At 72.7% G+C, this 23,716-nt stretch carries 23 protein-coding genes; 7 read left to right on the top strand and 16 right to left on the bottom strand.

The window, feature by feature from the left end; all coding sequences use genetic code 11:
- Positions 1-44 precede the first annotated feature (44 nt).
- The 6 genes from AB0L45_RS25705 to abc-f form a co-directional block, all read right to left on the bottom strand.
- A complete protein-coding gene (locus AB0L45_RS25705) occupies positions 45-1,010 on the bottom strand; it encodes a chlorophyllase (RefSeq protein ID WP_365843779.1) in 966 nt (321 codons plus the stop codon).
- 149 nt (positions 1,011-1,159) lie between these two features.
- Positions 1,160-1,351, bottom strand: a complete 192-nt coding sequence (locus AB0L45_RS25710; RefSeq protein WP_365843781.1) for a hypothetical protein — start codon at positions 1,349-1,351, stop codon at positions 1,160-1,162.
- A gap of 117 nt (positions 1,352-1,468) precedes the next feature.
- Positions 1,469-2,488, bottom strand: a complete 1,020-nt coding sequence (locus tag AB0L45_RS25715; protein ID WP_365843783.1) for an alpha/beta hydrolase — start codon at positions 2,486-2,488, stop codon at positions 1,469-1,471.
- A 390-nt stretch (positions 2,489-2,878) separates the two neighbouring features.
- Positions 2,879-3,442 carry a CGNR zinc finger domain-containing protein gene (locus AB0L45_RS25720; protein WP_365843785.1) on the bottom strand — a complete coding sequence of 188 codons (564 nt, stop codon included), beginning with the start codon at positions 3,440-3,442 and terminating at the stop codon, positions 2,879-2,881.
- An 80-nt stretch (positions 3,443-3,522) separates the two neighbouring features.
- Positions 3,523-5,226 (bottom strand): ABC-F family ATP-binding cassette domain-containing protein, encoded by a 1,704-nt coding sequence (locus AB0L45_RS25725; RefSeq protein WP_365843787.1) that lies wholly within the window; start codon positions 5,224-5,226, stop codon positions 3,523-3,525.
- Positions 5,227-5,304: 78 nt separating this feature from the next.
- The gene (abc-f, locus tag AB0L45_RS25730; RefSeq protein WP_365843789.1) at positions 5,305-6,939 is read right to left on the bottom strand and encodes a ribosomal protection-like ABC-F family protein; all 1,635 of its coding nucleotides are present in this window, start codon (positions 6,937-6,939) and stop codon (positions 5,305-5,307) included.
- A gap of 260 nt (positions 6,940-7,199) precedes the next feature.
- Between abc-f and AB0L45_RS25735 the strand changes: the two genes are divergently transcribed.
- The gene (locus AB0L45_RS25735) at positions 7,200-7,358 is read left to right on the top strand and encodes a hypothetical protein (RefSeq protein WP_365843791.1); all 159 of its coding nucleotides are present in this window, start codon (positions 7,200-7,202) and stop codon (positions 7,356-7,358) included.
- A gap of 156 nt (positions 7,359-7,514) precedes the next feature.
- On the top strand, positions 7,515-7,760 hold the full coding sequence (locus tag AB0L45_RS25740) for a zinc-binding dehydrogenase (RefSeq protein WP_365843793.1): 246 nt from the start codon (positions 7,515-7,517) through the stop codon (positions 7,758-7,760).
- Between the two features lie 174 nt (positions 7,761-7,934).
- Here AB0L45_RS25740 and AB0L45_RS25745 read toward each other — a convergent pair whose 3' ends face one another.
- The gene (locus AB0L45_RS25745; RefSeq protein ID WP_365843795.1) at positions 7,935-8,303 is read right to left on the bottom strand and encodes a helix-turn-helix domain-containing protein; all 369 of its coding nucleotides are present in this window, start codon (positions 8,301-8,303) and stop codon (positions 7,935-7,937) included.
- 136 nt (positions 8,304-8,439) lie between these two features.
- Here AB0L45_RS25745 and AB0L45_RS25750 point away from each other — a divergent pair, with 136 nt between their 5' ends.
- Positions 8,440-9,309 carry an ANTAR domain-containing protein gene (locus AB0L45_RS25750; protein WP_365843797.1) on the top strand — a complete coding sequence of 290 codons (870 nt, stop codon included), beginning with the start codon at positions 8,440-8,442 and terminating at the stop codon, positions 9,307-9,309.
- Between the two features lie 271 nt (positions 9,310-9,580).
- Complete coding sequence (locus AB0L45_RS25755) at positions 9,581-12,223, top strand: SpoIIE family protein phosphatase (protein WP_365843799.1); 2,643 nt, start codon at positions 9,581-9,583, stop codon at positions 12,221-12,223.
- A 110-nt stretch (positions 12,224-12,333) separates the two neighbouring features.
- Here AB0L45_RS25755 and AB0L45_RS25760 read toward each other — a convergent pair whose 3' ends face one another.
- Entirely contained in the window at positions 12,334-13,143 is an 810-nt protein-coding gene (locus tag AB0L45_RS25760; RefSeq protein ID WP_365843801.1) for a helix-turn-helix transcriptional regulator, read from the bottom strand.
- Positions 13,144-13,149: 6 nt separating this feature from the next.
- On the opposite strand from AB0L45_RS25760, the gene AB0L45_RS25765 reads away from it, so the two are divergent.
- Positions 13,150-13,722, top strand: a complete 573-nt coding sequence (locus tag AB0L45_RS25765) for a class I SAM-dependent methyltransferase (protein WP_365843803.1) — start codon at positions 13,150-13,152, stop codon at positions 13,720-13,722.
- A gap of 68 nt (positions 13,723-13,790) precedes the next feature.
- Here AB0L45_RS25765 and AB0L45_RS25770 read toward each other — a convergent pair whose 3' ends face one another.
- From AB0L45_RS25770 to AB0L45_RS25785, 4 genes are all read right to left on the bottom strand, one after another.
- Positions 13,791-14,264: a hypothetical protein gene (locus AB0L45_RS25770; protein ID WP_365843804.1), complete on the bottom strand. Its 474-nt coding sequence runs from the start codon at positions 14,262-14,264 to the stop codon at positions 13,791-13,793.
- A 141-nt stretch (positions 14,265-14,405) separates the two neighbouring features.
- A complete protein-coding gene (locus AB0L45_RS25775) occupies positions 14,406-15,674 on the bottom strand; it encodes a hypothetical protein (protein ID WP_365843806.1) in 1,269 nt (422 codons plus the stop codon).
- The gene (locus AB0L45_RS25780) at positions 15,671-16,357 is read right to left on the bottom strand and encodes a hypothetical protein (RefSeq protein ID WP_365843808.1); all 687 of its coding nucleotides are present in this window, start codon (positions 16,355-16,357) and stop codon (positions 15,671-15,673) included. The genes AB0L45_RS25775 and AB0L45_RS25780 overlap by 4 nt, the downstream gene beginning before the upstream one ends.
- A 129-nt stretch (positions 16,358-16,486) precedes the next feature.
- Entirely contained in the window at positions 16,487-17,488 is a 1,002-nt protein-coding gene (locus tag AB0L45_RS25785) for an NADP-dependent oxidoreductase (protein ID WP_365843810.1), read from the bottom strand.
- Positions 17,489-17,647: 159 nt separating this feature from the next.
- Here AB0L45_RS25785 and AB0L45_RS25790 point away from each other — a divergent pair, with 159 nt between their 5' ends.
- On the top strand, positions 17,648-18,553 hold the full coding sequence (locus AB0L45_RS25790) for a LysR family transcriptional regulator (protein WP_365843812.1): 906 nt from the start codon (positions 17,648-17,650) through the stop codon (positions 18,551-18,553).
- 31 nt (positions 18,554-18,584) lie between these two features.
- Here AB0L45_RS25790 and AB0L45_RS25795 read toward each other — a convergent pair whose 3' ends face one another.
- From AB0L45_RS25795 to AB0L45_RS25810, 4 genes are all read right to left on the bottom strand, one after another.
- The gene (locus AB0L45_RS25795; RefSeq protein ID WP_365843814.1) at positions 18,585-19,217 is read right to left on the bottom strand and encodes an isochorismatase family protein; all 633 of its coding nucleotides are present in this window, start codon (positions 19,215-19,217) and stop codon (positions 18,585-18,587) included.
- Positions 19,218-19,375: 158 nt separating this feature from the next.
- Positions 19,376-20,368, bottom strand: a complete 993-nt coding sequence (locus tag AB0L45_RS25800) for a helix-turn-helix domain-containing protein (RefSeq protein ID WP_365843816.1) — start codon at positions 20,366-20,368, stop codon at positions 19,376-19,378.
- A gap of 125 nt (positions 20,369-20,493) precedes the next feature.
- Positions 20,494-21,225 (bottom strand): class I SAM-dependent methyltransferase, encoded by a 732-nt coding sequence (locus tag AB0L45_RS25805; protein ID WP_365843818.1) that lies wholly within the window; start codon positions 21,223-21,225, stop codon positions 20,494-20,496.
- A gap of 4 nt (positions 21,226-21,229) precedes the next feature.
- Positions 21,230-22,066, bottom strand: a complete 837-nt coding sequence (locus tag AB0L45_RS25810) for an AraC family transcriptional regulator (protein ID WP_365843820.1) — start codon at positions 22,064-22,066, stop codon at positions 21,230-21,232.
- A gap of 259 nt (positions 22,067-22,325) precedes the next feature.
- Between AB0L45_RS25810 and AB0L45_RS25815 the strand changes: the two genes are divergently transcribed.
- Complete coding sequence (locus tag AB0L45_RS25815; RefSeq protein WP_365843822.1) at positions 22,326-23,561, top strand: glycosyltransferase; 1,236 nt, start codon at positions 22,326-22,328, stop codon at positions 23,559-23,561.
- Positions 23,562-23,716 lie beyond the last annotated feature (155 nt).

Genomic DNA, 23,716 nt, shown 5'->3' on the forward strand with positions numbered 1-23,716 from the left:
GTCCCGGGCCCCGGTTTCCGAGGGCCCCGGACCGGCCTGCGCCCCTACTTGGACTCGACCCGCCCGAGCGGCTCCGGCCCGGACGCCAGCGCGTCACGTGCCGCCTGCCAGGCGGTGTCCCCGGCGTACAGCTCGGAACGGAGATAGGCCCAGGTGAGCCGCTGTACCGCGGACACCCGCCCGGGGTTCTCGTCCGTAGTCTCGGCCACGTCGTATCCGGAGACCCCGCCGAGCCCGTGTTCCGCGCCGAACAGGGTGAGCAACGACTTGGGGCCGGGGGAGAGGACGTACGGATCGGCGTGCCACTCCGGGCCCCGGACCGTCAGGTGGGCGGAATCGTCCTGGTCGCCGGCGACGACCAGCGTGGGCGTCGTCATCGTGGAGAAGTCCGTCGTCGAGAAGAACGGATAGGCCTCGGCCGTGGCGGGGGTGAGGGCGTCGCCGCCCCGGCCGGGCGCGGCGAGCAGGACGCCCGCCTTGATCCGCGGCTCGGCCAGGTCCACCTCCGTGCCGTCATCCGGGTCGGTGAGCCGGGCGCCCAGCAGCAGGCTCGCGGTGTGACCGCCCATCGAGTGCCCCGCCACGGCGACCCTGTTGCGGTCCAGGCGGCCGGGGAGCTGCGGGACGGCGGCCTCGATCGCGTCGAACCGGTCGATGATGTGCCGCATGTCCTCGGCCCGCGAACGCCAGTACAGCGGTGCCCCGGGGGTGGCGGGGTCCAGGTCCAGCGTCCGCGAACTGAGGTGGGTGGGCTGGATCACCACGAAACCGTGCGCGGCCCAGAAGTCGGCGAGGGGGGCGTAACCGTTCAGTGAGGAGAGGTGGTTCGAGGGGCCCTGGCCGTGCGAGAGGAGGATGACGGGAAGATCGCTCCCGGTCACGGGTGCGGAGACCCGTATCCGGAGGTCCACGGCCCGGCCCGGTACGGACAGCACCACCGGACTGACCGAGAGGACGGGAGCGGGCGAGCCGGGGAAGCCGGAGGCGGCAGGGGAAGTCGGTGCGTTCACGAGGGGTGAATCCCTTCAAAAGCCCCTGCCCGCGGCCTGGTTCGGCCGCCGTCGGGAGGGGTGGGTGGAATCGTCCGGCCTCGGCAGAACGAAGCGGAACGCTGTTCCGGTTACGATATGGAACAGCGTTCCGCTTTGTCAACGGGTACTCACAGGCCCAGATCCAGGGCCAGGCACGAGAAGTGGTGCCACGCCCCTTCGGGGCGGTACGCGTCGCCCGCGCGGATCCCCGGGGCGGCCTTCTCCGTGACCATGTCCTCGTACGGGACGCGCTCGGGCAGTTTGCCGAACTTCGCCTGCCGGGTCGCCGCCGTGCTGTCCGCCGTGTTCTCGGTGCTCATCGTCTTCCTCTGCTCCTTCGTGCCGGGGCGTGTCAGTGTCTGTTGTCGGTGCGCCGTCGCTGTGGGGTCGGGCGCCCTGCGATCGGGCGCTGTCCGGTCGGGCGCCGTGCGATCGGGTCAGAGGCGGCCCGCGTCCAGCACGGCCTGGGCGAAGGCCCGGGGCGCTTCCTGCGGCAGGTTGTGGCCGGTGCCGGGCAGTGTGCGGTGGTCGTACGGACCGGTGAAGCGGTCGCGGTACGACGAGCCGTTGCCGGGTGGGGTGAACGGGTCGCGCTCGGCGTCCAGGGTGATGGTCGGCACCGTGATGACCGGCCGGGTCGCGAGCTGCTTCTCGTAACGGTCGTAACGCCGCTCGCCGTCGGCGAGGCCCAGCCGCCAGCGGTAATTGTGGATCACGATGGCGGCGTAATCGGGGTTCTCGAAGGCGGCGGCGGTGCGCGCGAACGTGGCGTCGTCGAAGTCCCAGGTCGGCGAGACGGTGTCCCAGACCAGGCGGCACAGTTCGGGCCGCTTGCGCTCGTCCTCCAGGGCGCGCCGGCCGCGCTCGGTGGCGAAGTAGTACTGGTACCACCAGGTGTGCTCGGCCCGCGGGGGCAACGGCTCCTGCTGCGCCTCGACGTTCGTGATCAGGTAGCCGCTCACCGACACCAGCGCCGTGACGCGCTCGGGCCACAGGGCCGCGATGATGTCCGCCGTGCGGGATCCCCAGTCGAAGCCGGCCAGTACGGCCCGGTCGATCCCCAAGGCGTCCATCAGGGCGATGATGTCCAGGGCGACCGCGGACTGCTGGGCGTTCCGGAACGTTCTGGCGGAGCGGAAGCGGGTCGTGCCGTGGCCGCGCAGATACGGGACGATCACGCGGTAGCCCCGTGCCGCCAGCAGGGGCGCGACATCGACGAAGCTGTGGATGTCGTACGGCCAGCCGTGCAGGCAGATGACCACGGGCCCGTGAGCGGGACCTGCCTCCGCGTGACCGACGTCGAGCAGCCCCGCCTTGACCTGCCGGATCCGGTCGAAGGACGCGGAGGGGTGCCCGCTCGCACGGGCGGGATGCGAGGCCGGTAAGCCGGCCAGTGACACGGCGGCCACGCCGGTGCCCAGGCTCGCGGCCTTGCCGAAGGTGCGTCTGTCGATCATGTGAAGTCCTCCGTGCGCTGGTCTGACCGCACTTGGAAGCCACGGCCGCGGAGAAGCCGGTGCGGTGACGGCTCGTCAGGTCGCCACGGGCCGAGTGTGGGACGACTCTGGCAGGCGATGCGTCACCGGTCAAGGTGGTGACGAAATCTGGGGTGCGGTGGTGGGAGGGGGTGGCGGGTGTGTCGGGTGAGGAGGTGGTTGGGGGGAGGGCCGGGCGTCAACTGCTCTGAGGAAGAGGGCCGTTCATCACGGGCTTCACGCGCGGCATGCGTAGACGATGCGTACGCGCCAGCCCGGTCTGCCGCGGCCGGTGCCCAGCTCCAGAACTGCGGAGTCCGCCCGGGGGGCAGCGTTTCACGCCGCCCCCAGCCGTCGTTGCGGCGTGAACGGTCAGCGCGCGGTCGTGGCGGGCGTGCTCTTCTTGCGTGCGCGGTACGCGGCGGCCTTGATCTTGTTGCCGCAGGACTCCATGCCGCACCAGTGCCGCCGCGCGCCCCGGGAGCGGTCGACGTAGATACGCGTGCACTCGGGGTTGCCGCACTCCTTGAGCAGCGGCACGTCCGGCCCGCTCAGCAGCTCCACCGCCTGGCGGGCCACGGCGGACAGCGCCTCCTCCGGGGTGGCGTCGGTGCGCCGCCCGGTGTGCGTGAGCTGCGGAGCGGCGGACGGCTTGCGGGCCGCCTTGTTGAGCACCTCCAGGGCCCGGTCCCCGAAGGGCTCGCCGAGGCGGCGCGCGGTGACCAGCTCGTAGACCGCTTCCCGCACCGCCTTCGCGCGCTCGACGTCGGCCGGCCTGGCGGGCGTCACGGAATCCACGAGTCCGGACTCCAGGAACCACGCGTCCAGCCGCTGCGGCGCCGCGAACATCTCGAAGCGCGTGGTGCGCCGGGCGCGGAGCGTCGCGGCGAAGTCCAGGGCGGGATGCCCGCAGACGAAGACGTGGTCGAGGTTCACAGTCACCATTCTGGCGGGTGACTGAAGGTGCGGCAAGGCACGTCAAGTCATCGCTCCTCAGCGTGGGTCGCGGCCTCCCGTCAGCTCCGTACGGCAGTCGAAGGCACCTGGCCGGGACGCAGTTGCAGCCGGCGGCCGCTCCAGCGCCGGCGCAGCCACCGGTCGTGACTGGCCACGACGATCGCGCCCGGCCCGGCGCCCAGGGCGTCCTCCAACTCGTCGCACAGGCGCGGGGACAGGTGGTTCGTGGGCTCGTCGAGCAACAGGAGCTGCGGTGGGCGCGCCACCAGGAGGGCCAGCGCGAGGCGGCGGCGCTGGCCGACCGACAGCTGCCCTACGGGCTTGCCGAGATCCGCCGCGTTCAGCAGCCCCAGCGAGCTCAGCGGCACCGTCTCCGCCCGCTCGGCACCCAGTACGTACGTGTACGTGTCGTGCACCGAACGGTCCGGCCGCTCGAACACGGTGTCCTGTGCCAGCAGCCCCACGGTCAGGCCGGGCCGCCTGCGTACCTCACCCGCCGCGTGCAGCCGCCCGGCCAGCAGGGACAGCAGCGTCGACTTCCCGGCCCCGTTGCCCCCCGTGACCAGGAGCCGGTCCCCGTCCAGGACGTCCAGGCGCGCGATGCCCAGCCGCCCGGGCACCCACGCGTCGCGCAGCGCGACGAGCGGAACGTCCACCGGATCGCCGTCCACCGCATTGCCGTCCACCGCATTGCCGTCTCCCGGGCCGCTGTCCGCTGTCCCGGCCGTCAACGCGACGACATGCAGTCGCAACGGCTGCGGCGGTGCGCCGACCTGTGTCCGCTCCAGTTCGTCGAGCCGGCGGGTGGCGTTGCGTACCCGCCGGGAGATCTGCTGCTGCACCCGGCCGGCCCGGTGCCCGTACCCCATCTTCTCGTTGTCCCGCGGCCCGCGGTCCGGGGCGACCCGGCGCGCGGTCACCCCGGCCGAGCGGCGCAGCGCCTCCAACTCCTCCTGCTCCTCCGCGTACCGCCGCTCCCAGCGCTCCCGCTCCGCCCGCTTCTCGGCCAGATAGGCGCTGTAATGGCCACCGAAACGAACCGGGCCGTCCACGGCTGGATCGAGGTCGATCAGATCGGTGCAGACGGCGTCGAGGAACGCCCGGTCATGGCTGGCCGCCACCACCACACCGGGCAGTTCGCGGATCTGCTGCTCCACGAAGGCGGCCGCTTCGTCGTCCAGGTGGTTGGTCGGCTCGTCCAGCAGAAGGGCAGCCGGCCGGCGGACGAGGAGCGCGGCCAGGGCCAGCCGCCCGCGCTGCCCGCCGGACAGCGAACCCAGCGTCCGGTCGTGCGCGAAGCCGCCGAGGCCCAGCCCGTCGAGGACGATCGCGGCCCGCCGGTCGGCGTCCCAGGCCTCGCGCTCCTGGGCCTGTTCGAGCTGCTTGCCGTACGCCTCCAGCAGTGCGGTGTGCTCGGGGCGGTCGTCCGGGGTGTCGGCGAGCAGCCGGGTGAGCCGGTCGAGCTCGGCCAGGTCGGCCCGGGCCTCCCGCAGGGCGTCGTCCAGCACCCGCGCGATCGTCGTACCGCTGTCGAACGGCATCTCCTGGTGCAGGAAGCCCAGGTCGTCCGGGCGCGTGACCTGGCCGGAGTCGGGTTCGTCCACTCCCGCGAGCAGGCGCAGCAGTGTCGACTTGCCGACACCGTTCTCGCCGATCAGCCCGACGCACCGGCCGGGGGAGACGGTGAGGGAGACGCCGTCGAGGACCCGTCGAGTCCCCAGCGTACGGACGAGATCATGGGCGAGCAGAGCGGGTCGGGGCATGGTGGTCCTCCTGAAGTGAGCGCTGTACGCGGCCCGCCGGGTGCACACCTCGGACGCGGGCCAGGCCGGGGCCGGCCCTCACACCTCGGGAGCCGCCACCTCCCGCAGCTCGCCGCCGGCCAGCCGCAGCCACCGGTCGACGCCGATCCGGGCGAGGAAACGCTCGTCGTGGCTGACCACCACGAACGCGCCCTGGTAGGAGGCCAGCGCGCTCTCCAGCTGCCCGGCGCTGACCAGGTCGAGGTTGTTCGTCGGCTCGTCCAGCAACAGCAGTTGCGGGGCCGGCTCGGCGCAGAGCACACACGCCAGGGTGGCGCGCAGCCGCTCACCGCCGGACAGCACCCGCACCGGGAGGTGCGCCCGGGGCCCCCGGAAGAGGAAGCGCGCGAGCAGGTTCATCCGCTCCGCCTCCGTACGGTGCGGGGCGGACGCGGCGAAGTTCTCGGCCACGGTCCGGTCGAGGTCGAGCACGTCGAGACGCTGCGAGAGGTACGCGACCCGGCTGTCGGCCCGCTTGACCTGCCCCGCTTCGGGTTCGAGGCCGCCGTGCAGCAGGCGCAGCAGCGTGGTCTTGCCGGCGCCGTTGGGACCGGTCAGCGCGACGCGCTCGGGGCCCCGGATCGTCAGGTCGATCCCGTCGGCGGCGAACAGCGGCCGATCGCCGAGGCTGACCTGAAGGTTCTCGCCGAGGAAGAGGTTGCGGCCCGCGGGCACGTGGGTGTCCGGCAGATCCAGCGTGATGCGCTGCTCGTCGCGTACGGCGCGCCCCGCCTCGTCGAGACGTGCCTTGGCCTCGCTGACCCGGGAGGCGTGCAGCTGGCCCGCCCGGCCGGCCGACTCCTGGGCCCCGCGCTTCATGTTCCCGGCGAAGATGCGGGGCAGGCCCGCGTTCTTCAGGTTGCGGGAGGCGTTGCTCGCGCGGCGCTCGGCGCGCTCGCGGGCCTGCTGCAACTCCCGCTTCTCGCGCTTGAGTTCCTGCTCGGCGTTGCGGACGTTCTTCTCGGCCACCTCCTGCTCGGCCTGGACGGCCTCCTCGTATGCGGTGAAGTTGCCGCCGTACAGCCGCAGCGCGCCCGGATCCAGTTCGGCGATGCGGTCCATACGGTCCAGCAGCGCCCGGTCGTGGCTGACCAGGAGCAGACAGCCGTGCCAGTCCTCCAGCACGTCGTAGAGCTTGTGGCGCGCGTCGAGGTCCAGATTGTTCGTCGGCTCGTCGAGCAGCAGGACGTCGGGCCGCTTGAGCAACTGCGCCGCCAGGCCGAGCGAGACGATCTGGCCGCCGCTGAGCGTGCTCAGGCCGCGGTCGAGGGACAGCTCCGTGAGGCCGAGCCGGTCGAGCTGAGCGCGGGTGCGCTCCTCGATGTCCCAGTCGTCGCCGATGGTCGCGAAGTGCACCTCGCTCACATCGCCGGACTCCACGGCGTCCAGGGCGCGGATCACCTCGGCGACACCCAGCACCTCGGCGACGGTCAGGCCGGTGGCGAGCGGGAGGCTCTGCGGGAGGTAACCGAGGGAGCCGGCGACGGTGACGGAACCGGCGGTGGGGCGCAGCTCACCGGCGATCAGCTTGAGCAGGGTGCTCTTGCCGGAGCCGTTGGGCGCCACCAGCCCCGTACGGCCGGTGCCCACGGTGCAGGACAGGTCCTGGAAGACGGGGGTGTCGTCGGGCCAGGAGAAGGACAGGTTCGAGCAGACGACGGAAGCGTCGGACATGGGGATACCTCGGAGAGAACACCACGGGCACGGCAGACACCGGTGCCCGGAGACGGGCAGGAGGGCACGACGAGGCAGCCACCACGGCGGTGCGTCCGCGCACCGACCGGCGGCTGTCAGGTCCGGGTATCACCCGGAGATGTCGTCGTCACCCGCCACAGCTGCGTCTCCTCGATCCGAGATCAGGTCATCGCCAGGCTAACACCACCACTCGGCCGGCGTGTACGACCGGCCCCGGCCGTCGCTCCACCCGCCGGCCCATGCGCTGGTCCGAATTCCCCGATCCGACGCCCGGTAAAGGCGAGGTGCTGATGCGGCTCGCCGCCGCGGGAGTGAACTTCATGGATGCCGGGGCCCGGACGTCCGGCGGCCCCGGCTGGGCCGCGCCCACCCTTCTCGGAGTCGAGGGCATGGCCTGACGGCACATCACTTCACCACCGGGACCTACCCCGACGAGCCGGGGGACACCGCTGTCGTGCACGCCGCCGCGGGCGGTGCCGGAATGCTGCTCACGCAGATGACCAAAGCTCGCGGTGGCCGGGTGATCGGGCTGGTGTCACGGGAGGAGAAAGTGCATGAGCGTTCCGCCCCTCGCCCCGACCGGCCTCCCCGACAGCATCTTCCTGACGTACCCCGTGGTGCACCACCCTGCGCCCACCCGAGAGGCGCTGACCGCGCGCGCCGGAAAGGTTTTCGACCTGGTACGGAATGGACAGCTGACGCCGCGCATCGGCGGGCGTTACGCCCTGTCGGACGCCGCGCGGGCCCACGCGGACCTCGCATCCCGCAGGACCACGGGCAAACTCCTGCTCATACCCTGACCGTCGACCGTTATCGCTGTGGACGCGCAGCGCGTCCGCGAGCGCGGGCCAGCGTAGACCGCCGACTGCACGGCCACCGGGCCAGGCGAAGCGGACGGGCTCGGGCGTAGCGGCCTTTCCGGCCTCGCCGTTGGCCGGGGTTCCTCGGGGCGTCGGCGCTCAGGCCGTCGGTCGTCAGGCTGTGCTGTGATGGTGGCGGTCGTCGGGAAGTGTGCTGCGGTCCGCTTCGTCCTGGACGAGCAGGGAGAGCAAGGACGCGACGGTCAGGCCGGCTTCAGCGGGATGGCGCAGCACCTTGCTGGGGTCGATCCGGTAGGTGTTGCTGCGTCCTTCGCGGGTGTGGGAGAGGTAACCGTCGCGCTCCAGATCGGCGATGATCTTTTGAACGGCGCGTTCGGTCAACCGGCAGTGAGCGGCGATGTCGCGGATGCGGGCGTTGTGATTGTCGGCGATGGCCGCCAGCACCCGTGCGTGATTGGTCACAAATGTCCAGCCGGTGTGCGGTTCGGGCACCCCGTTGTTCGACTCGGTCAATCCATCCATGCTCCAACTCTACCGACCGAACATTCACGCGTCTCGATACACGCAACGATTTTCGTGTATTAGTTGACGTGTGTCTGTCGATGGGTGAGCCTGAGATGGACGGCGGACGAGCCGATGACGACGGGAGAGCAAGGCCATGCCGGAAGCTGCGCACTGGGCGCGCCTCCCCGCAGATCCTCCTGCAGGAGGCGGGGACGGCGGCACGCCGGCCGCCTCCTCGCCGGAGCTGCCGCGGATCGAGATCCTCCAGAACGGCGATCGCACCAGGGTGACGGTGCGCGGAGAACTGGACCTGGACGCCTGCGCGGGGATCGAGCACGAGCTGCGCGAAGCCCTCGGTCGCTCCCGCCGGGGTGTCGATCTCGACCTGGACGCGGTGCCGTTCTGCGACTGCTCCGGCCTCAACATGCTGCTACGCCTGCGGCTACGGGCGGTCGCGCAGGACAAGACCGTCGGCATCGTCACCGGCAGCCGAGCGGTCGAGCGGTTGCTGGCGCTGGCAGGGGCCCGTGAGCTGTTCCCGCCCGCAGAACCGAACCCGAACGGGCGCCCGGCGCCGGGCGCGTACCCGCCCCCGGACCTCCACCTGAACCACGCCCCACACGACGGCCACGTGACCTTCACCTCCGTCGACGGCTCGACCCCGGACGAAGACGCCTCCCGGGGGCTGCCGAGGGAGGTCGCCCAGCTCCGCCGCGCCATGCAGACCCGTCCGGCCATCGATCTGGCCCGCGGCATCCTGATGGCCACGTTCACGCTGACTCCGGAGGCCGCCTGGTCCGTTCTGGTCAGCGTTTCGCAGAACTCCAACACCAAGCTGCACCGGCTCGCTCAAAATCTGGTCGACAGCGTTCAGGGTTCCGCGCTGCCCGAAGCGATTCAGGAGCACCTGGGAGCAGCGGTCGCCAGGGCGAAGGCGGCTTCGACGGTCCCGGCGCAGCCGGGTGCGGCCGCCGACCGCCACACCGCGCCCGAGCCGTGGCGGGCGGCGCCCGGTGGTGAATAGCCACGGTCTGCGTGGCGTGATCGGCGTAAGCCGCACCGCTTGAGCGCTCGCAACCGGGTGCGTCCGTCCCACTCCGGCGGCCCCAGCGGACCCAGCGGCCCCAGTGGCCCTGGCAGCCCTGGCAGCCCCGGCGGCCTGGGCAGCCCCCACACTCCGGGCACCCCTTCAGCCCCACCCGGCCCTCGCCCACCTGATGGATTCCGGCGAGCGCATGGACGAGATACCTCGGGAGCGCGGCCCTCAGGGATGTCGCGTGCCGCACACTGACGGCATGGACCACATCAGTCAGCCGGAGGCTGTGTCCTCGCAGAGATTTCCGCCGCGGCCGGAGAGCGCGGGTCAGTCCCGGCGCTTCGTACGGACCGCTCTGGCCGACAGCGCGCCGGAGGCGGTGGAGACCGCTGAACTGCTGGTCAGTGAGCTGGTGACCAATGTGGTGCTGCATGCGCGTACGGAGGCCGAGGTGGCGGTCCGGCTGCTCGACGGCGCGGTGCGGGTACAGGTCGGCGACCACCGGCCGTGCCGCCGGCCGGTGCCGGGGGAGCCCGTCATGTACGCCGGTCTGGGCCAAGGGCAGGGGCTGGCGGTGGTCGAGCAGCTCGCCTCCCGGTACGGCGTCGACACCGACGGCGAACGCAAGACGGTGTGGTTCGAGCTGTGGCTCGACGAACGGCCGCCTCCGCCCTCCACCTGGGAGACCGCCGCACCGTCCTGCGGCCCGACCCGTACGGTGACCCTCGTCGACCTCCCCGGCACGCTGTACCTGGCGGCCCAGCACCACCAGCACGCCCTGCTGTGCGAACTGGTCCTCGCCGCGTACGCCGGAGAGGACACCGGCATGGCCCCGGAAGACCTCACCGTCGCGCTCGACACGCACAACGTGATCAGCGCGAGCATGTCGGCAGCGCTGGAGGGGCAGCCTTCGGTGGCCCACGTCCACTCCCTGGGCGTCCCCCTCCCGGCGGGCCTCGCGCGAGCCGTACGGACCCTGGGCCGCGTACTCGACACGGCCGAGGAAGCGGCCCGGGCCGAACGCCTCCTCACCTGGCCCTCGCTGCCCCAGAAACGCGTCTTCCGCCGCTGGCTCCTCGACCAGATCACCAGCCAGCTCTCCGGCGGTCCGCCCGCCGCGTGGACCATGGTTCCCCGTGAGCCGAGTGCCAGCCCTTCCGAGCTGGTGCCCTGGGACGCCAGCCACGTCTGGGCGAGCAGGGTGCCCACCATCGCGGCCGACGACGACAACCGGATCATCGTGGCGAACGGACCGGCCGCGGACATGCTCGGCTGGCAGGAGGGCGAGCTGGTTGGCCAGCGGCTCACCGCGCTGATCCCGGAGCACCTGAGGGAGCGCCACATGGCGGCGTTCACCCGCCTGCTGCTCACCGGTCAGCCCCACATCCTGGGCCGCTCGGTGCCCCTGCCGGCGCTGCACCGGGACGGCAGGCTGGTCCCCGTACGGCTGTTCATCCAGACCCAGGTGACGGCCGAGGGCCGTACCGTCTACGTCGCCCAGCTCGCCCCCAGGACCGCCCCTCCCGTCCCGGCCCCCCTGCCCGTCGGGGAGAGCCAGGCCATCCCCGCGCAGCAGCCCGGCGGGCCGGAGCTGCCCGACGACCCGGAGCGCGTCACGGGTACGGACAGCGACGGGGCCGACGGGCCGGCGCGGGAACGGCGGCTGCTGGCCGACATCGGCGAGTCGCTCAGCAGCACCGCGAACCTGGACGAGGGACTGCAGCGCGTCTGCAAGATCCTGACCCAGCGACTGGCCGGCTGGTGTGTGGTGGACCTGCTCGAAGACGGCGACCAGCTGGAGCGGTTCTGCGTCTCCCACCACAACTCCTCGGAGCTGCCGGCCGAGGCGTACGCGGGCCGGCTGCCCCCGGTGACCGGGGCGGCGCGCGGGCCGCTGGCCCGGGTGCTGCGCGGGGCCGGCCCGCTGCTGCTCACCGAGAGCCCGTCGCCGAGTGAGATCAAGAGCCCGCTGGACGCCCACGACCGCGAGCTGTTCGAACGGGTGGGGGCGAACAGCGCGGTCATCGCTCCGCTGCGGACCCGCGGAGCCGTCTTCGGCGCCCTGACCCTGATCCGTACCGGAGCGGAACGGCCCTTCACCGAGGAGTCGCTGCCCCTGATCGGCGACCTGGTCCGCAGCCTCGCCCTGGGGGTCGAGCACGCCCGCCTGTACCAGGAGACCCGCCACATCGCCGAGCGCCTCCAGCGCTCCCTGCTGCCCGTACTGCCCGAGATCGAGCACCTGCAGATGGCCGCCCGTTACGCGCCCTCCTCCACGACCGCGCAGATCGGCGGCGACTGGTACGACAGCTTCGTCGTGCCCGGCGGGCAGACCGCCGTGGTCATCGGTGACGTCACCGGGCACGACCTGGAGGCCGCGGTCGCCATGAGCCAGCTGCGCAGCATGCTGCGCGGTATCGCCATCGACCGCCAGGAACCGCCCGAAGAGGTACTGCGCCGGCTGGACATCGCCAACCACAGCCTGTCCCAGGAGGCCACCGCCACCTGCATCTACGGCCTGGTCACCGGCTCCGCGAGCGGGCCCTGGCGCCTGAATCACTCCTCCGCCGGGCACCTGCCGCCCCTGCTGACGACCAAGGAGGGCGAGACGTGCTACCTCGACGCGGGCTCAGGGCTGCTGCTGGGCATGGAACCCGACATGCCGCGCCCGGGAGCCGTCGATCCGATCCCGGCGCACGCGACCGTCCTGCTCTACACCGACGGCCTGATCGAACGCCGTGACGAGTCCCTCGACCACGCCATGGACAGACTCCGCCGGCACGCCGCCGCCCTGGCGAGCGAGCCCCTCGACGTCTTCTGCGACGAACTGCTCATCGCCCTGAGCGCCGACAGCGCCGACGACATCGCCCTCCTCGCCCTGCGGCCGGTGCCGCAGGACTGAACGCATGAGCCGGGGCCGGGGAGGAGGGCGGGGAGGGTCACGAGGCCACGACCTGAAGCCTCGCGGCTTCGCGACTCATGGCTCGCGACTCACGGCTCGCGGCTCGCGGCTCACGGCGAGAAGAACGCCCCGGGCGGTACGCCGACCACGCGCCGGAACGCCGCCACGAACGCGCTCGGTGACGCGTAACCGACCCGGGAAGCCACCGCCGCCACCGTCGCGCCGCCCGCCAGCAATGGCATCGCGGCCTGCAGGCGTAAGCGGGTGCGCCACTGCCCGAACGGCATCCCCGTCTCCGCGGCGAACGCGCGGGCCAGCGTCCGCGCGCTCGCTCCGACCTCCGCTCCCCACTGCGCCAGCGTCCGGTCGTCCGCCGGGCACGCGCGCAGGGCGTGGGCGACGCGGCGTGCCCGGTCGTCACGGGGCACGGGCGCCAGGACCGTCGTCACCGACACCGGACGCAACTGATCGAGTACGACCGCTTCCGCACGTTCCCGTGCGTTCGCCGGCAGGGCGGCGTCCGCCAAGTACGGGATCAGCTCGCGCAGCAGACGCGAGACGCCCACGACGGTGGGGACCGACCAGCGCACCGGGCAGCGGTCCGGCGCGTAGTACAGGCTCCGGCCCACGACCGGACCGGAGGCGCCCGTCGCGTGCTCGGTGCCGGCCGGTATCCACAGCGCCATGGTCGGCGGCAGGACCCAGGTGCTGCCCCGGGCGCGGACGGCGACGACGCCCTTCTCCGCCCAGGCGAGCTGGTGCGTCGTGTGCCAGTGCCGTCCGTACCACCGGCCGTCGTCGACCACGAAACTTCCCACGACCACGGCCGCTTCCGGGAACGGCCCCGGAACGAGGTGTCCGTACCGCGACAGGATGTGTCCCCCTACCTCGTGGTGGACGTCGTCCGCGCTTCTTAGCATCGCCGTATGGCCTCCATGAATCGCTTGCACCAGTGGGTGTGCAGTTCCGACAGGTGGGCACGGGGGGTGGAGCAGAAGCTGCTGCCCTGGGCCCTCGACGGAGTCGAACTCGGCACCGAGACCCTGGAGATCGGGCCCGGTTACGGCGCCACCACGCGCGTACTCGCGCGGCGCGCGCCGGGTCACCTCAGTGTCCTCGAAGTCGACGCGGAGTTCGCCAAGAAACTTCAGGACGCGTACGCGGGGCAGGCCGACGTCGTACACGGCGACGGCGCGGCGATGCCGTTCCCCGACGGCGGTTTCGACGCCGTCGTGTGCTTCACCATGCTGCACCACGTGCCGTCGCCGGAACAGCAGGACCGTCTCTTCGCGGAAGCCCGGCGGGTGCTGCGCCCCGGTGGCGTCTTCGCCGGCTGCGACGGCTGTGCGAGTACGGCCTTCCGCCTGCTGCACCTGGGCGACACGTACGTACCCGTGCCACCGGAAACCCTGCCGCGCCGGCTGCGCGCCGCCGGGTTCGGCCCGGCCGAGGTCACCCTCGGGAAGGGGAGGTTCCGTTTCCGTGCCGTACGGGCGTGAGGCGCGGCGGTCCGGCCGGGTGGTCACCCGAACGGGTGGTCAGGGGAGGGAGGGGGACGGCGGTGAACTCACTGATGCCGGACCGGCGGGCAGTAACCGGTCTCCTCGCCGAGGCTGTTGATCTCGGCGTTGGACCGCGGGTCGCTCGCGTAGTTGATCTGGTCGGTGCAGCTCATGTCGGGCTTCTTGGGGGTACCGGACGGCTTGGAGTCCCTCTGGGGCGCCGGGCAGCGGCCGGTGTCCTCGCCGATCGAGTTGATCTCGGCGTTGGACCGGGGGTCACCGGCGTAGTTGATCTGGTTGGTGCACTTGTCGGCGGTCTTCTTGACGGTCCCGGAAGGCGCGCTGCCGGCGGACTTCTTGACGGTCCCGGAAGGCGCGCTGCCGGCGGGCTTCCCGGCGGGCTGCTGGGTGCTCGTGGCGGCGGACGAGGACGAAGCCTTGCTGCCGGCGTCCTGACAGGCGGTGAGTCCGAGCGCGGCGACAGCGATCACCGTGGCGGCAGCGGCCTTGCGGGCGCGGAGAGTGATGCGGTGCGGCATGTTTTTCCCTGTCCTCTTCACGTGGCATTGCGGTTCGTACGGACAAGGCTGTCGGTCGCCGCTGATGATCCACCGCCGTGCGGCTAACGCTTCACTAACGGAGGCCGGGGTGGAGCGCGCGAGACGGCCTCCGCGCTTCTGTCATTCCTCGGTGCCGCCGTAGTCCGGGCTGGTGAGGTCCGGGCTGCTGAAGTCCGGGCTGGTGAAGTCGGGCCGTGAGTACCCCAGGAACGGGGTACGGCTGCCACCCTCGCCGTGCCGCGGTACGTGGGGAGCCGTGCCGCTTCGGTCGGTGTCGGCCGGACCGGTCATGGTCTCGCGGACCTCGCGCAGGAACGGCCGGATGCCGCGTTCCAGGAGCGCCTCCCGCCAGGCGTCCCGGGCGAGGTCCACCTCGCGGACCCGGTCGTCCCGGCCGTCACCGGAGCGTGGGGCGCGGAGCGAGGTGGAGCCGTTGCGCCAGGCCGCGTAGATCAAGCTCGCCATGGCGATGACAGCCCCCGCGGCGGTGATCGCCGCGCAGATGAAACCGGCGCTGATCACGGGCTGGGCGGTGGATGGGGCGACGCCCAGCGCGCGCAGCGCGTATCCGAGGATCAGGAAGAGTACGGCGGCGATACCCGCCAGGACGGGCGCCAGCACCGCGGCCACCTGGACCGAACCGGCGCCGGCGGGCTCGGTGGCCTCCGACTCCGCCTGGCTCAGCGTGTCACCGCTGACCTGAGCCACAGCGGGTTCCGGTGCACGCAGCTCCTCGCGGAGCCGTACGTAGTGCTGGTACTCGGAAGCAGCGCATGCGGCGATGGCCGACGAAGCGCCGAGAGCCATGGTGCGCACCTGCTCGACGCCGAGACGCCGCCCCGGCACGGCAGCCCGGCGCGAGGGGAGCTCCGCGGTGCGCAACGCCTCGTCCAGGAGGCGTTCGAAATCCGCACGGTCCTCGGTGAGCAGGTGCGGAGCGCGCCGGGGCGCGGCCTGGATCTGTGGCGCGGGGGGCGGCGTCGGTGGAGCGTCGGCCGACCGGTCGGGCTTGCGCCTGGTCCTCTTCGCCCCTTCTCCGGGCGTGAGGATCGCACCCGTGGCGTGCGACAGGTGTACGGAGGCGGAGCGGGGACCGGGCTCCCGCCGGCCGGCGGGTGAGGCAGCCGGGTCCTGGGCCTGAGCCTGAGGCTGCTTCTGAGTTTGGATCTGGGCTTGGACCTGGGCTCGGTCCTGGTCCTGGGCAGACTCGGTGAGGGCGGCGGACTGGGGGCCGGGGCGGCGCAGCGGGACGCCCAGGACCGCCGCCGCTATGCGCCGGCCGAGCGAGGCATCCTTCGGGCGGACCCAGTGGGGATCCGGGACTGCCCTGTCGCGGAGGCCGAGCACCGCGGCGGCCACCCGGCGCCGCCCGTCACTTCGAGCCCTCATGCGGGTTCCTCCTGCCCTCCGGCGGCGTCCGGCGGCGTGACGGGGCGTGCTCTTCTGGGTGGACCACCGGGGCGCGGCCCAGGACGCCCTCCCGTGTGCCGAGGCTCCTCGGGAGCGGGTGCATGCGCCGGGCCCGCGGCCGAAGGCGCCTGGGCCTGCGGGGCGTTGACCGGGCCGGCTCCGGCGGCGGTGGCAGTTCCGGCCGCCCCCGCACCGGCCGGCTGCGGTGCCCCGGCAACCGCTTCACCCACCGGCTGCGGTGGCTCCGCGCCCACCTCACCGGCCGGCTGCGGCAGCCCCGTGACCACCCCGCCGGCCGGCTGCTGCGCCGGCCCCGCGACGGCCTCGCTCACGAAGCGCAGCTGAGCCAGCTGCGTCAGGAGCACCGGCGCCGACGCGCCCACGGCGAAGGTCGCGTACACGCCGCTGATCTGCCCCGTCATACCGAACAGCGCCGCGGCGCCGCCTCCCATCACCGCGTGCACCATCAGCGCGACGGGGTCGGCGACCGGGTCGAAGTAGTCACCGAACCGTGGCCTGCCGCGCTCAGGCTCCGTATCGTCCGGGCACTGCCGCTGGAGGCGGCGGGCGGCCTGCCACGTCAGGACACAGTTGTACGCGTCGATCAGTCCGCGCAGCGTGCCGCCCGCGGCGCCCACCGCAATCAGCAGCCCGGTGTTCACAACTGCCCCGGGAAGTAGGGGAGTTGCATGCTCAGCGGAACCATGGGACGAGCGTAGGGCCCCGCAGGCGCGCCGTGGAAGGCGTGGAAGGCGGCTGCCCGTCCCCGCCCTGGCCTCCTGCTCCGTCCCCTACTCCGCCCCCACCTGCACCACCATCTTCCCGCTGTTCGCACCGCCCAGCATGCCGAGGAAGGCGTCCACCACGCTGTCGAAACCGTGGACCACCGTCTGCGCGTCCACGACGCGGCCCGACTGGAGGTGGGGGACGAGGAAGTCCTCCAGTTCGCTCTGCACATCGCGGTGGTTGCGTACGAGAACGCCCTCCAGGCGCAGGCTCTTCTCGACGATGTCGAAAAGATTGCGGGGCGCGGCGGGCGGCTGGGCGCTGTGGTACTGGGCGATCGCGCCGATCCAGGCGATCCGGCCGAACTCGCGCAGGCCCTGGATGGCCCCTTCGAGATGGTCGCCGCCCACGTTGTCGAGGTAGACGTCCACCCCGTCCGGCGCGGCCTCGGCCAGCAGGTCACCCACCGGCCCGTCGTGGTAGTCGAAGGCCGCGTCGTAACCCAGCTCCTCGGTGAGACGCCGGACCTTGGCCGGTGAGCCGGCGCTGCCGACGACGCGGCCCGCGCCCAGCAGGCGGGCGAACTGCCCCGCCGCACTGCCCACTCCGCCCGCCGCCGCGGAGACGAAGACGCTCTCGCCGGGCTGCAGGCGCACCGTACGGGTGAGGGCGACGTAGGCGGTCAGCCCCGTACCGCCGAGGACGCCCAGGTAGGAGCGGGCCGGCACGCCACGGTGACGGGGCAGGACGCGTACCTCGTCCGGTGTGACCAGGGCGTGGGTGCGCCAGCCCTTGCGGTGGAAGACGAGCGTGCCTTCCGCCAGATCCGCCGTACGGGACGCGACGACGCGTCCGACGGACCGGCCCTCCAGCGGCGCGTGCAGGTCCCAGCCGCCGTCCATCAGCTCCCTCATATAGGGGTCGACGGAGAGGTGGAGGTTCTCCACCAGGGCCTGGCCGGGAGCGGGCGCGGGCAGCCGCTCCTCGACGAAGGCGAAGTCCGCGGCGGTGGGGAAGCCGTGGGGGCGGGAGATCTGGTGGACGAAGCGGGCTGCCGTGCCGGGCACAAGTACTCCTGGGCGTGCGGGAAGGGGTGGCGCGGCGGTCCGCAGGTGACCACCGGCCGCGATGTGATCACCGTAGGAGGCGCCCGGCGGCCCGGGCAGGGGCTGCCGTCGATGGAAGCGCGCTTTCCATGAATGCCGCTCATGGAATACTTCCGTCGCATGAGCGACCTCGCGCCGCACGAACTGCGCATCCTGATCGCCGTCGAACGGGAACGTGGTTTCACCGCGGCGGCCACGAGCCTGGGCATGACCCAGTCCGCCGTCTCCCACGCCGTACGCACCTGCGAACGCAAGCTCGGCGCCGTGCTCTTCGACCGCGGCCGGCACGGCGCCCGGCCGACGGCCGCGGGCGAGCGGGCGGTCGCCTACGCCCGGCGGATCGTACGGCTCACGGAGACGATGGCGGCGGAGGTGCGCGGCGCGCGGGACGGAGCGGTCACCGGCCCGTTGCGCATCGCGGCGTTCCGCAGCGCGGCGGCCCATCTGCTGCCCGCCGTCCTGGAGCGGCTGACCGCCCGGCACCCCGGCCTCTCGCCCGAGGTGCGGATCGTACGGGAGATCGGCCGGGGCACGGCCGGCGAGGTCGCCGACGGGCGGGCCGACCTGGGCATCGCCACCCTGGACGCGGCGGGCCCGCCGCCGGGCCTGACCGGCGCCCGCCTCTTCGAGGAGCCGTACGCGCTGGCGCACCCCGAGGACCGCCCGGACACCGACCCCAGGACGCTCCCGCTGATCGACTGGGACGAGAACTGCGGCTCCTACACCCGTGAGTGGTGGGCGGGCCAGGACTGGATCCCGTCGGCCACGCTCCGCGTGGAGGACGACACCGTGGTGCTGTCGATGATCGCCCGCGGGATGGGCATGTCGATCATGCCGATGCTGACCCTGGCGGGCGCACCGGCCGGCGTCGCCGTCACCTCCCTCGCGCCCCGGCCGCCCCGGCGGGGCGTCGGCTACGTGATGGCACCCGAATCGGCGGAGTCGGCGGCGGTACGGGCGCTCGTCCGCGAACTGCGGTCGGCCGGCGCGGCTGCTGCCTGGGGTTCCCCGGAGGCCGCGCGCTGAAGAGCGGCGCGGCCTCCGGCTCGTGGGCGGTTCAGCCGGGGAGACCGTCCACGGTGGGCACGACGAGGCCGAACAGGTCGCCGATGGTGGTCAGGGCGGCGGCATGCAGGGTGGTGGTCGGCAGTACGGTGCCGTCCGGTGCGGCGAGGGCCCGGGTGGCGGTGGTCTCCGCGACGACGGTGGGCCGGTACCCGAGGTTGAAGGCGCCCTGCGCGGTGAAGCTGACGCACATATGGGTCATGAAACCGGCCAGTACGAGGTCCTTGCCGCCACCGGGCTCGAAGCCCAGACCGGACAGGGTCTTCTCCAGCTCGGTGGCGTGGAAGGCGTTCGGGAACTGCTTGACCACGACCGGTTCCCCGTCGACGGGGGCGACCTGGTCGCTGATGGCGCCGATGTGGGCGCGGACGTCGTACGGCGTGCCCTCGCCACCGTCGTTGACGATGTGGACGAGCGGCGTGCCCGCGGCACGGGCACGCGCCAGCAGGCGGGCGGCGGCCGAGAGGGCTGCGTCGGCGCCCTCCAGGGCCATGACGCCGGTGCGGTAGGTGTTCTGGAAGTCCACCATGAGCAGGGCGGACTCACTCAGCCGCGGCAGCTGTTCGGGCAGGCCGATCACGTCGCGCAGGGTGGGGGAGGGGGTGGTGGGGCTGGAGGGGGTCATCGGAGGAACCTTTCGTCGTTGCGGGCGTGAGGGCATGGCGAGGTCGGCTGCCTCGCCGTGCGCCAGGGAAGAGATGCAGGCAAGAATGCGGAGCGGAAGGGGCAGAGAGTCGCGAGAACGGGAGAACGGGAGAACGGGAGAACGGGACGACGGTCGGGTCAGCCGACCCGGGTCCGAAAGCGACGGCGGTAGGCCGCCGGAGTGGTGGCGAGCTGCCGTCGGAACGCCCGGTGCAACGTCTCCGCCGAGCCGAGCCCGGCGGCGGCCGCGACCTGGTCGAGCGGGCAGTCGGTGGTCTCCAGCAGGCGCCGGGCCAGTTCGACGCGGGCCGCTTCGACGTACGCGGCGGGACTGCTGCCCGTCTCCTGTTTGAAGACCCGGGCGAAGTGCCGTTCGCTGAGGCACATCCGGGCGGCCAGGGCCGGCGCGGAGAGGTCCGCGTCGAGATGGTCGGAGATCCACAGCCGTAGCGCGTCGATGTCCCGGCGCTCGGCGGCCGGGCGGCTCAGCGGTACGGAGAACTGGCTCTGCCCGCCTTGCCGTTTGAGGTACATCACCAGCTGCCGGGCCACCGTCAGGGCGGTCTGCTCACCCAGGTCCTCCGCCACCAGGGCCAGCGCGAGATCCAGACACGCGCTGATCCCGGCCCCGGTCCACAGGCGGCCGCAGTCGGACCGGACGAAGATCGGGTCCGGGTCGACCGTGACGTCCGGGTGGTCGGCGGCGAGCTGGGCGGAGGTCGACCAGTGGGTGGTCGCCGTCTTCCCGCCCAACAGCCCCGCAGCGGCCAGCAGATGCGCGCCCACACACACCGACGCGATCCGCCGGGCGTGCGGGGCCGTCTCCTTCACCCACGCCACGACGCCGGGGTCGGTACGGGCCACCGGACCGTCGTCCGTCATGTCGACCGCGCCCGGCACCACCAGGGTGTCCACCTGCTCGCCGACGTCCTCGAAGGCCACGTCCGTGAACAGCCGCACGCCCGCCGACGTCCGGACCGCCCCCGCGACCGGCCCGGCGAGACGCACCTGGTAGCCGGCGCGGCCCCCGGTCTCCCGGTTGGCCAGCGCGAAGATCTCGGCCGGGCCGGTGACGTCGAGGAGATCGACATCGGGGAAGACCGCGATGACGACACGGTGCGCAGTGGGCATGAACCGATCCTCACCCGCTGCCGCGGTGACCGCAATGACGATTACCTGTCACATCCGGACATGGCGCCGTGGGTGTGCGGCCCTGGGGAGGGGGAGACCGGGGTGGATTCCCGTCTCGTACGGGCTCAAGGGTGACGCCACACGAGCGTGTAGCGCCAGAACAGCCGACGGCGCAGGCGGGCGCCGGGCAGGATGCGGTGGGCCTCGCGGAGGACGACGGAGAAGGGGAGGTCCGCCGGGCGGGCCGGGGCGGTCATGGCGACCGGCCGGCGCGCCGTACGGTCCCTGTCCGCACAGCTCCCGCCGGCACGGCCCCTGCCCGTACGGCTCCTGTCCGGACAACCCTCGCGCGTACGGCCCCTGTTCTTGAACCAGCCGGTGGCGACGTTGAGCGGGACGGACGCGGCGGCGAGCAAGCGGTCCGCCGGGGACTGTTCCCGGGCCAGGCCGACGATCACCAGGGTGCCGCCGGGGGCCAGGTGGCGGCGGAAGACGGTGAGGGCGTCGGCGAGCGGCAGGTGGTGGAGGACGGCGACGCAGGTGATGACGTCGTACGAGTCGCCCGGGATCCCGGTGAGCGCGTCCGCGACCGTGAACGTCACGGGGGCCGACCGAGGGACCGCCTCCCGTGCCCGGGCCGTGATCGCCGGGTCGGCGTCGATGCCGTGCACCGTGGCGGCGCGGGTGGCCAAAAGTGCGGCCAGGTCGCCGCTGCCGGAGCCGACGTCCAGGGCGCTGCCGAAACGCCGGGGCAGTTGCCGCAGGATCCATGGGTGGAAGTGGGCGTTGTGGTCCCAGGGATGCGCGGCGTTGAACCGGTCGAGCGCCCGGAGGAGGCGGTGCGGCAGTGCGGTCATGGCGTCAGGCATACCGGAAGGTACCCGGCGTGATGCCGTACACGCGATGGAACCAGCGGCTGAAGTGCGCCTGGTCGGCGAAGCCGGTGGCCGCGGCCGCGTCGGCCGGTGTGGCGCCGGAGACGAGCAGCGAACGCGCGTGACGCAGGCGCAGCTGCCGCTGGTAGTCGCTCGGCGCCAGGCCGAACTCGGCGCGAAAGGCCCGGTAGAGGGCGAACCGGCTGCACCCGGCGGCCGCTGCCAGCTGCTCCGCGGTCAGGGGCTCCAGGTAGGTGTCGTCGAGCAGTTGCCGCGCGCGACGGGCCGCCTGGCGGCGTGCGCGGTCGGTCGGTGTCCGGGCCCGTACCGGGGACGCCGTCGTGGACGCGCCGCGGCGCGTCATGGCGGTCACGGCGGCGGTCAGCCACTCGTCCCGTACGAGCGGATTCGGGGAACCGGTCAGCGCTGCGTGCAGCCCGGAGAGGGCGTCGGTGAGCGCTCGGTCGCTCAGTACGGGGGCCGTGAAGAGGGGCAGCGCGGCGGAACGGCCTTCGGTGGCGTCGCTGATCATGTCGCTGACCACGGACGGGCCGAGGTGCACGATGCGGTACAGGTACCCCGTGTCGGCCGCGGCCCAGCCGTCGTGCACCTCGTCCGGGTTGAAGGCCATCACCATTCCGGCGCCACTGGTGTGGGTGCCGCCCCGGCAGTGGAAGCTCTGCGCGCCGGCGACGGTGATGCCGAAGGAGTACGTGTCGTGACTGTGCGGCGGATAGACGTGGTCGAAGAAGTGCGCGTGCATGGCCTCCACGGGGCGGTCGCCGTCGCGCCAGTACCGCACCCAGCCTTCGGCGGTGGTCATGTCGGCATTATGCGCGGCGCACCGACGAGCAGGATCGATGGGGGCGGTGACCGCCGGGCCGCCCGCCCCTGGGCTGGTGGGCGTCGGCCAAAAAGCAAAGGCAAGGAGAACCCACTCCTCGCCACTCCTAACATATAGCGCACCAGGGGGCTTGCGGCAAGGCCCCTCCCACCCCGCAGAATCGGCGGCTGAAAGCCGGAAGACCTCCGGGAAACCTCCGGAAATCCTCCGGAAGACCTGCGGAAACGGGGATCGTGAGATGCGAGTGCTGCTGACGACGGTGGGATCGCGCGGAGATGTCGAGCCGCTGGCGGGACTGGCGGTGACACTGCGCGGACTCGGCGCGCAGGTACGGATGTGCGCGCCGCCGGACGAGGAGTTCGCGGCGCTGCTGGAGCGGGCCGGCGTACCGCTGGTGCCGCTCGGCCCGACCGTGCGCTCGGTGGTGGCCGGCGAGCGGCCGCCGACGGCGGCGGCCGCCTTCCGGCTCGCCACCGAGCTGGTCGACGCCCGGTTCGACACGCTCACCACGGCCGCCGAGGGATGTGACGTGCTGCTGGCGACCGGTCTGATGCCGGCCGGCGCCCGGGACGTGGCCGAGAGCCTGGGCCTGCGCTACGTGTACGGGTGCTTCCACATCTTCGGCCTGCCGTCCCGGCACTTCCGCCCCGGGGCGCGGCCGGGCACGCCGTCCCCGCGGGACGAGACCGACCACCGGGTGCTGTGGGAACAGGACGCGCAGAGGGTGAACGCGCTGTACGGCGAGGCGCTGAACCGCCGGCGGGCGGCCATCGGCCTGCCGCCGGTGGACAACGTCCGTGACCACGTCTTCACCGGCCGGCCGTGGCTGGCGGCGGACCCGACGCTGTGCCCGTCCCAGGGCATGACGGACCTCGACCTCGTGCAGACCGGACCGTGGATCCTGCCCGACGACCGCCCGCTGCCGGACGGGCTGGAGGCGTTCCTGGACGCGGGGGCGCCACCGGTGTACGTGGGCTTCGGCAGCATGGCCGCGTACGCCCCGAAGGACATCGCCCGGGTGGCCATCGAAGCGGTCCGCGCACAGGGCCGCCGCGTACTCCTCGCCCGCGGCTGGGCGGACCTGGCCCCGATCGACGACGGCGACGACTGCTTCGTCGTCGGCGAGGTCAACCAGCAGGCACTGTTCCGGCGGGTGGCGGCCGTCGTGCACCACGGCGGCGCCGGCACCACCACGACGGCGGCCCGGGCCGGTGCGCCCCAGGTGGTGGTCCCGCTGATCGCGGACCAGCCGTACTGGGCCGCCCGGGTGGCCGAGCTGGGCATCGGCGTGGCCCACGACGGTCCGGCGCCGACCTTCGCCTCCCTGACGGCCGCGCTCACCACGGTCCTGACACGCGGAACCCGTGCACGGGCGCGAGCCGTGGCCGGCGCCGTCCGTACCGACGGGGCGGCGGTGGCCGCGCAGCTGCTGCTGGACACCGTCAGTCAAGGAAAGCCGGCCCGGTCCGCGTGAGCGGCCGCGGGGCCGGCGCGCGCCTGCTGACACCTGCCTGCTGACACAAGCCCTCGCACCACGGTCAGCGCGGCGATCTTCCGACACACGCACCGGAGCGGTACCTCCGGCCGCGGTGCGGGACGCGTACGGTGTGGGCCGGAAAGGGTGTGTCC

The organism is Streptomyces sp. NPDC052496 (assembly GCF_040679095.1).
Classification (GTDB): domain Bacteria; phylum Actinomycetota; class Actinomycetes; order Streptomycetales; family Streptomycetaceae; genus Streptomyces.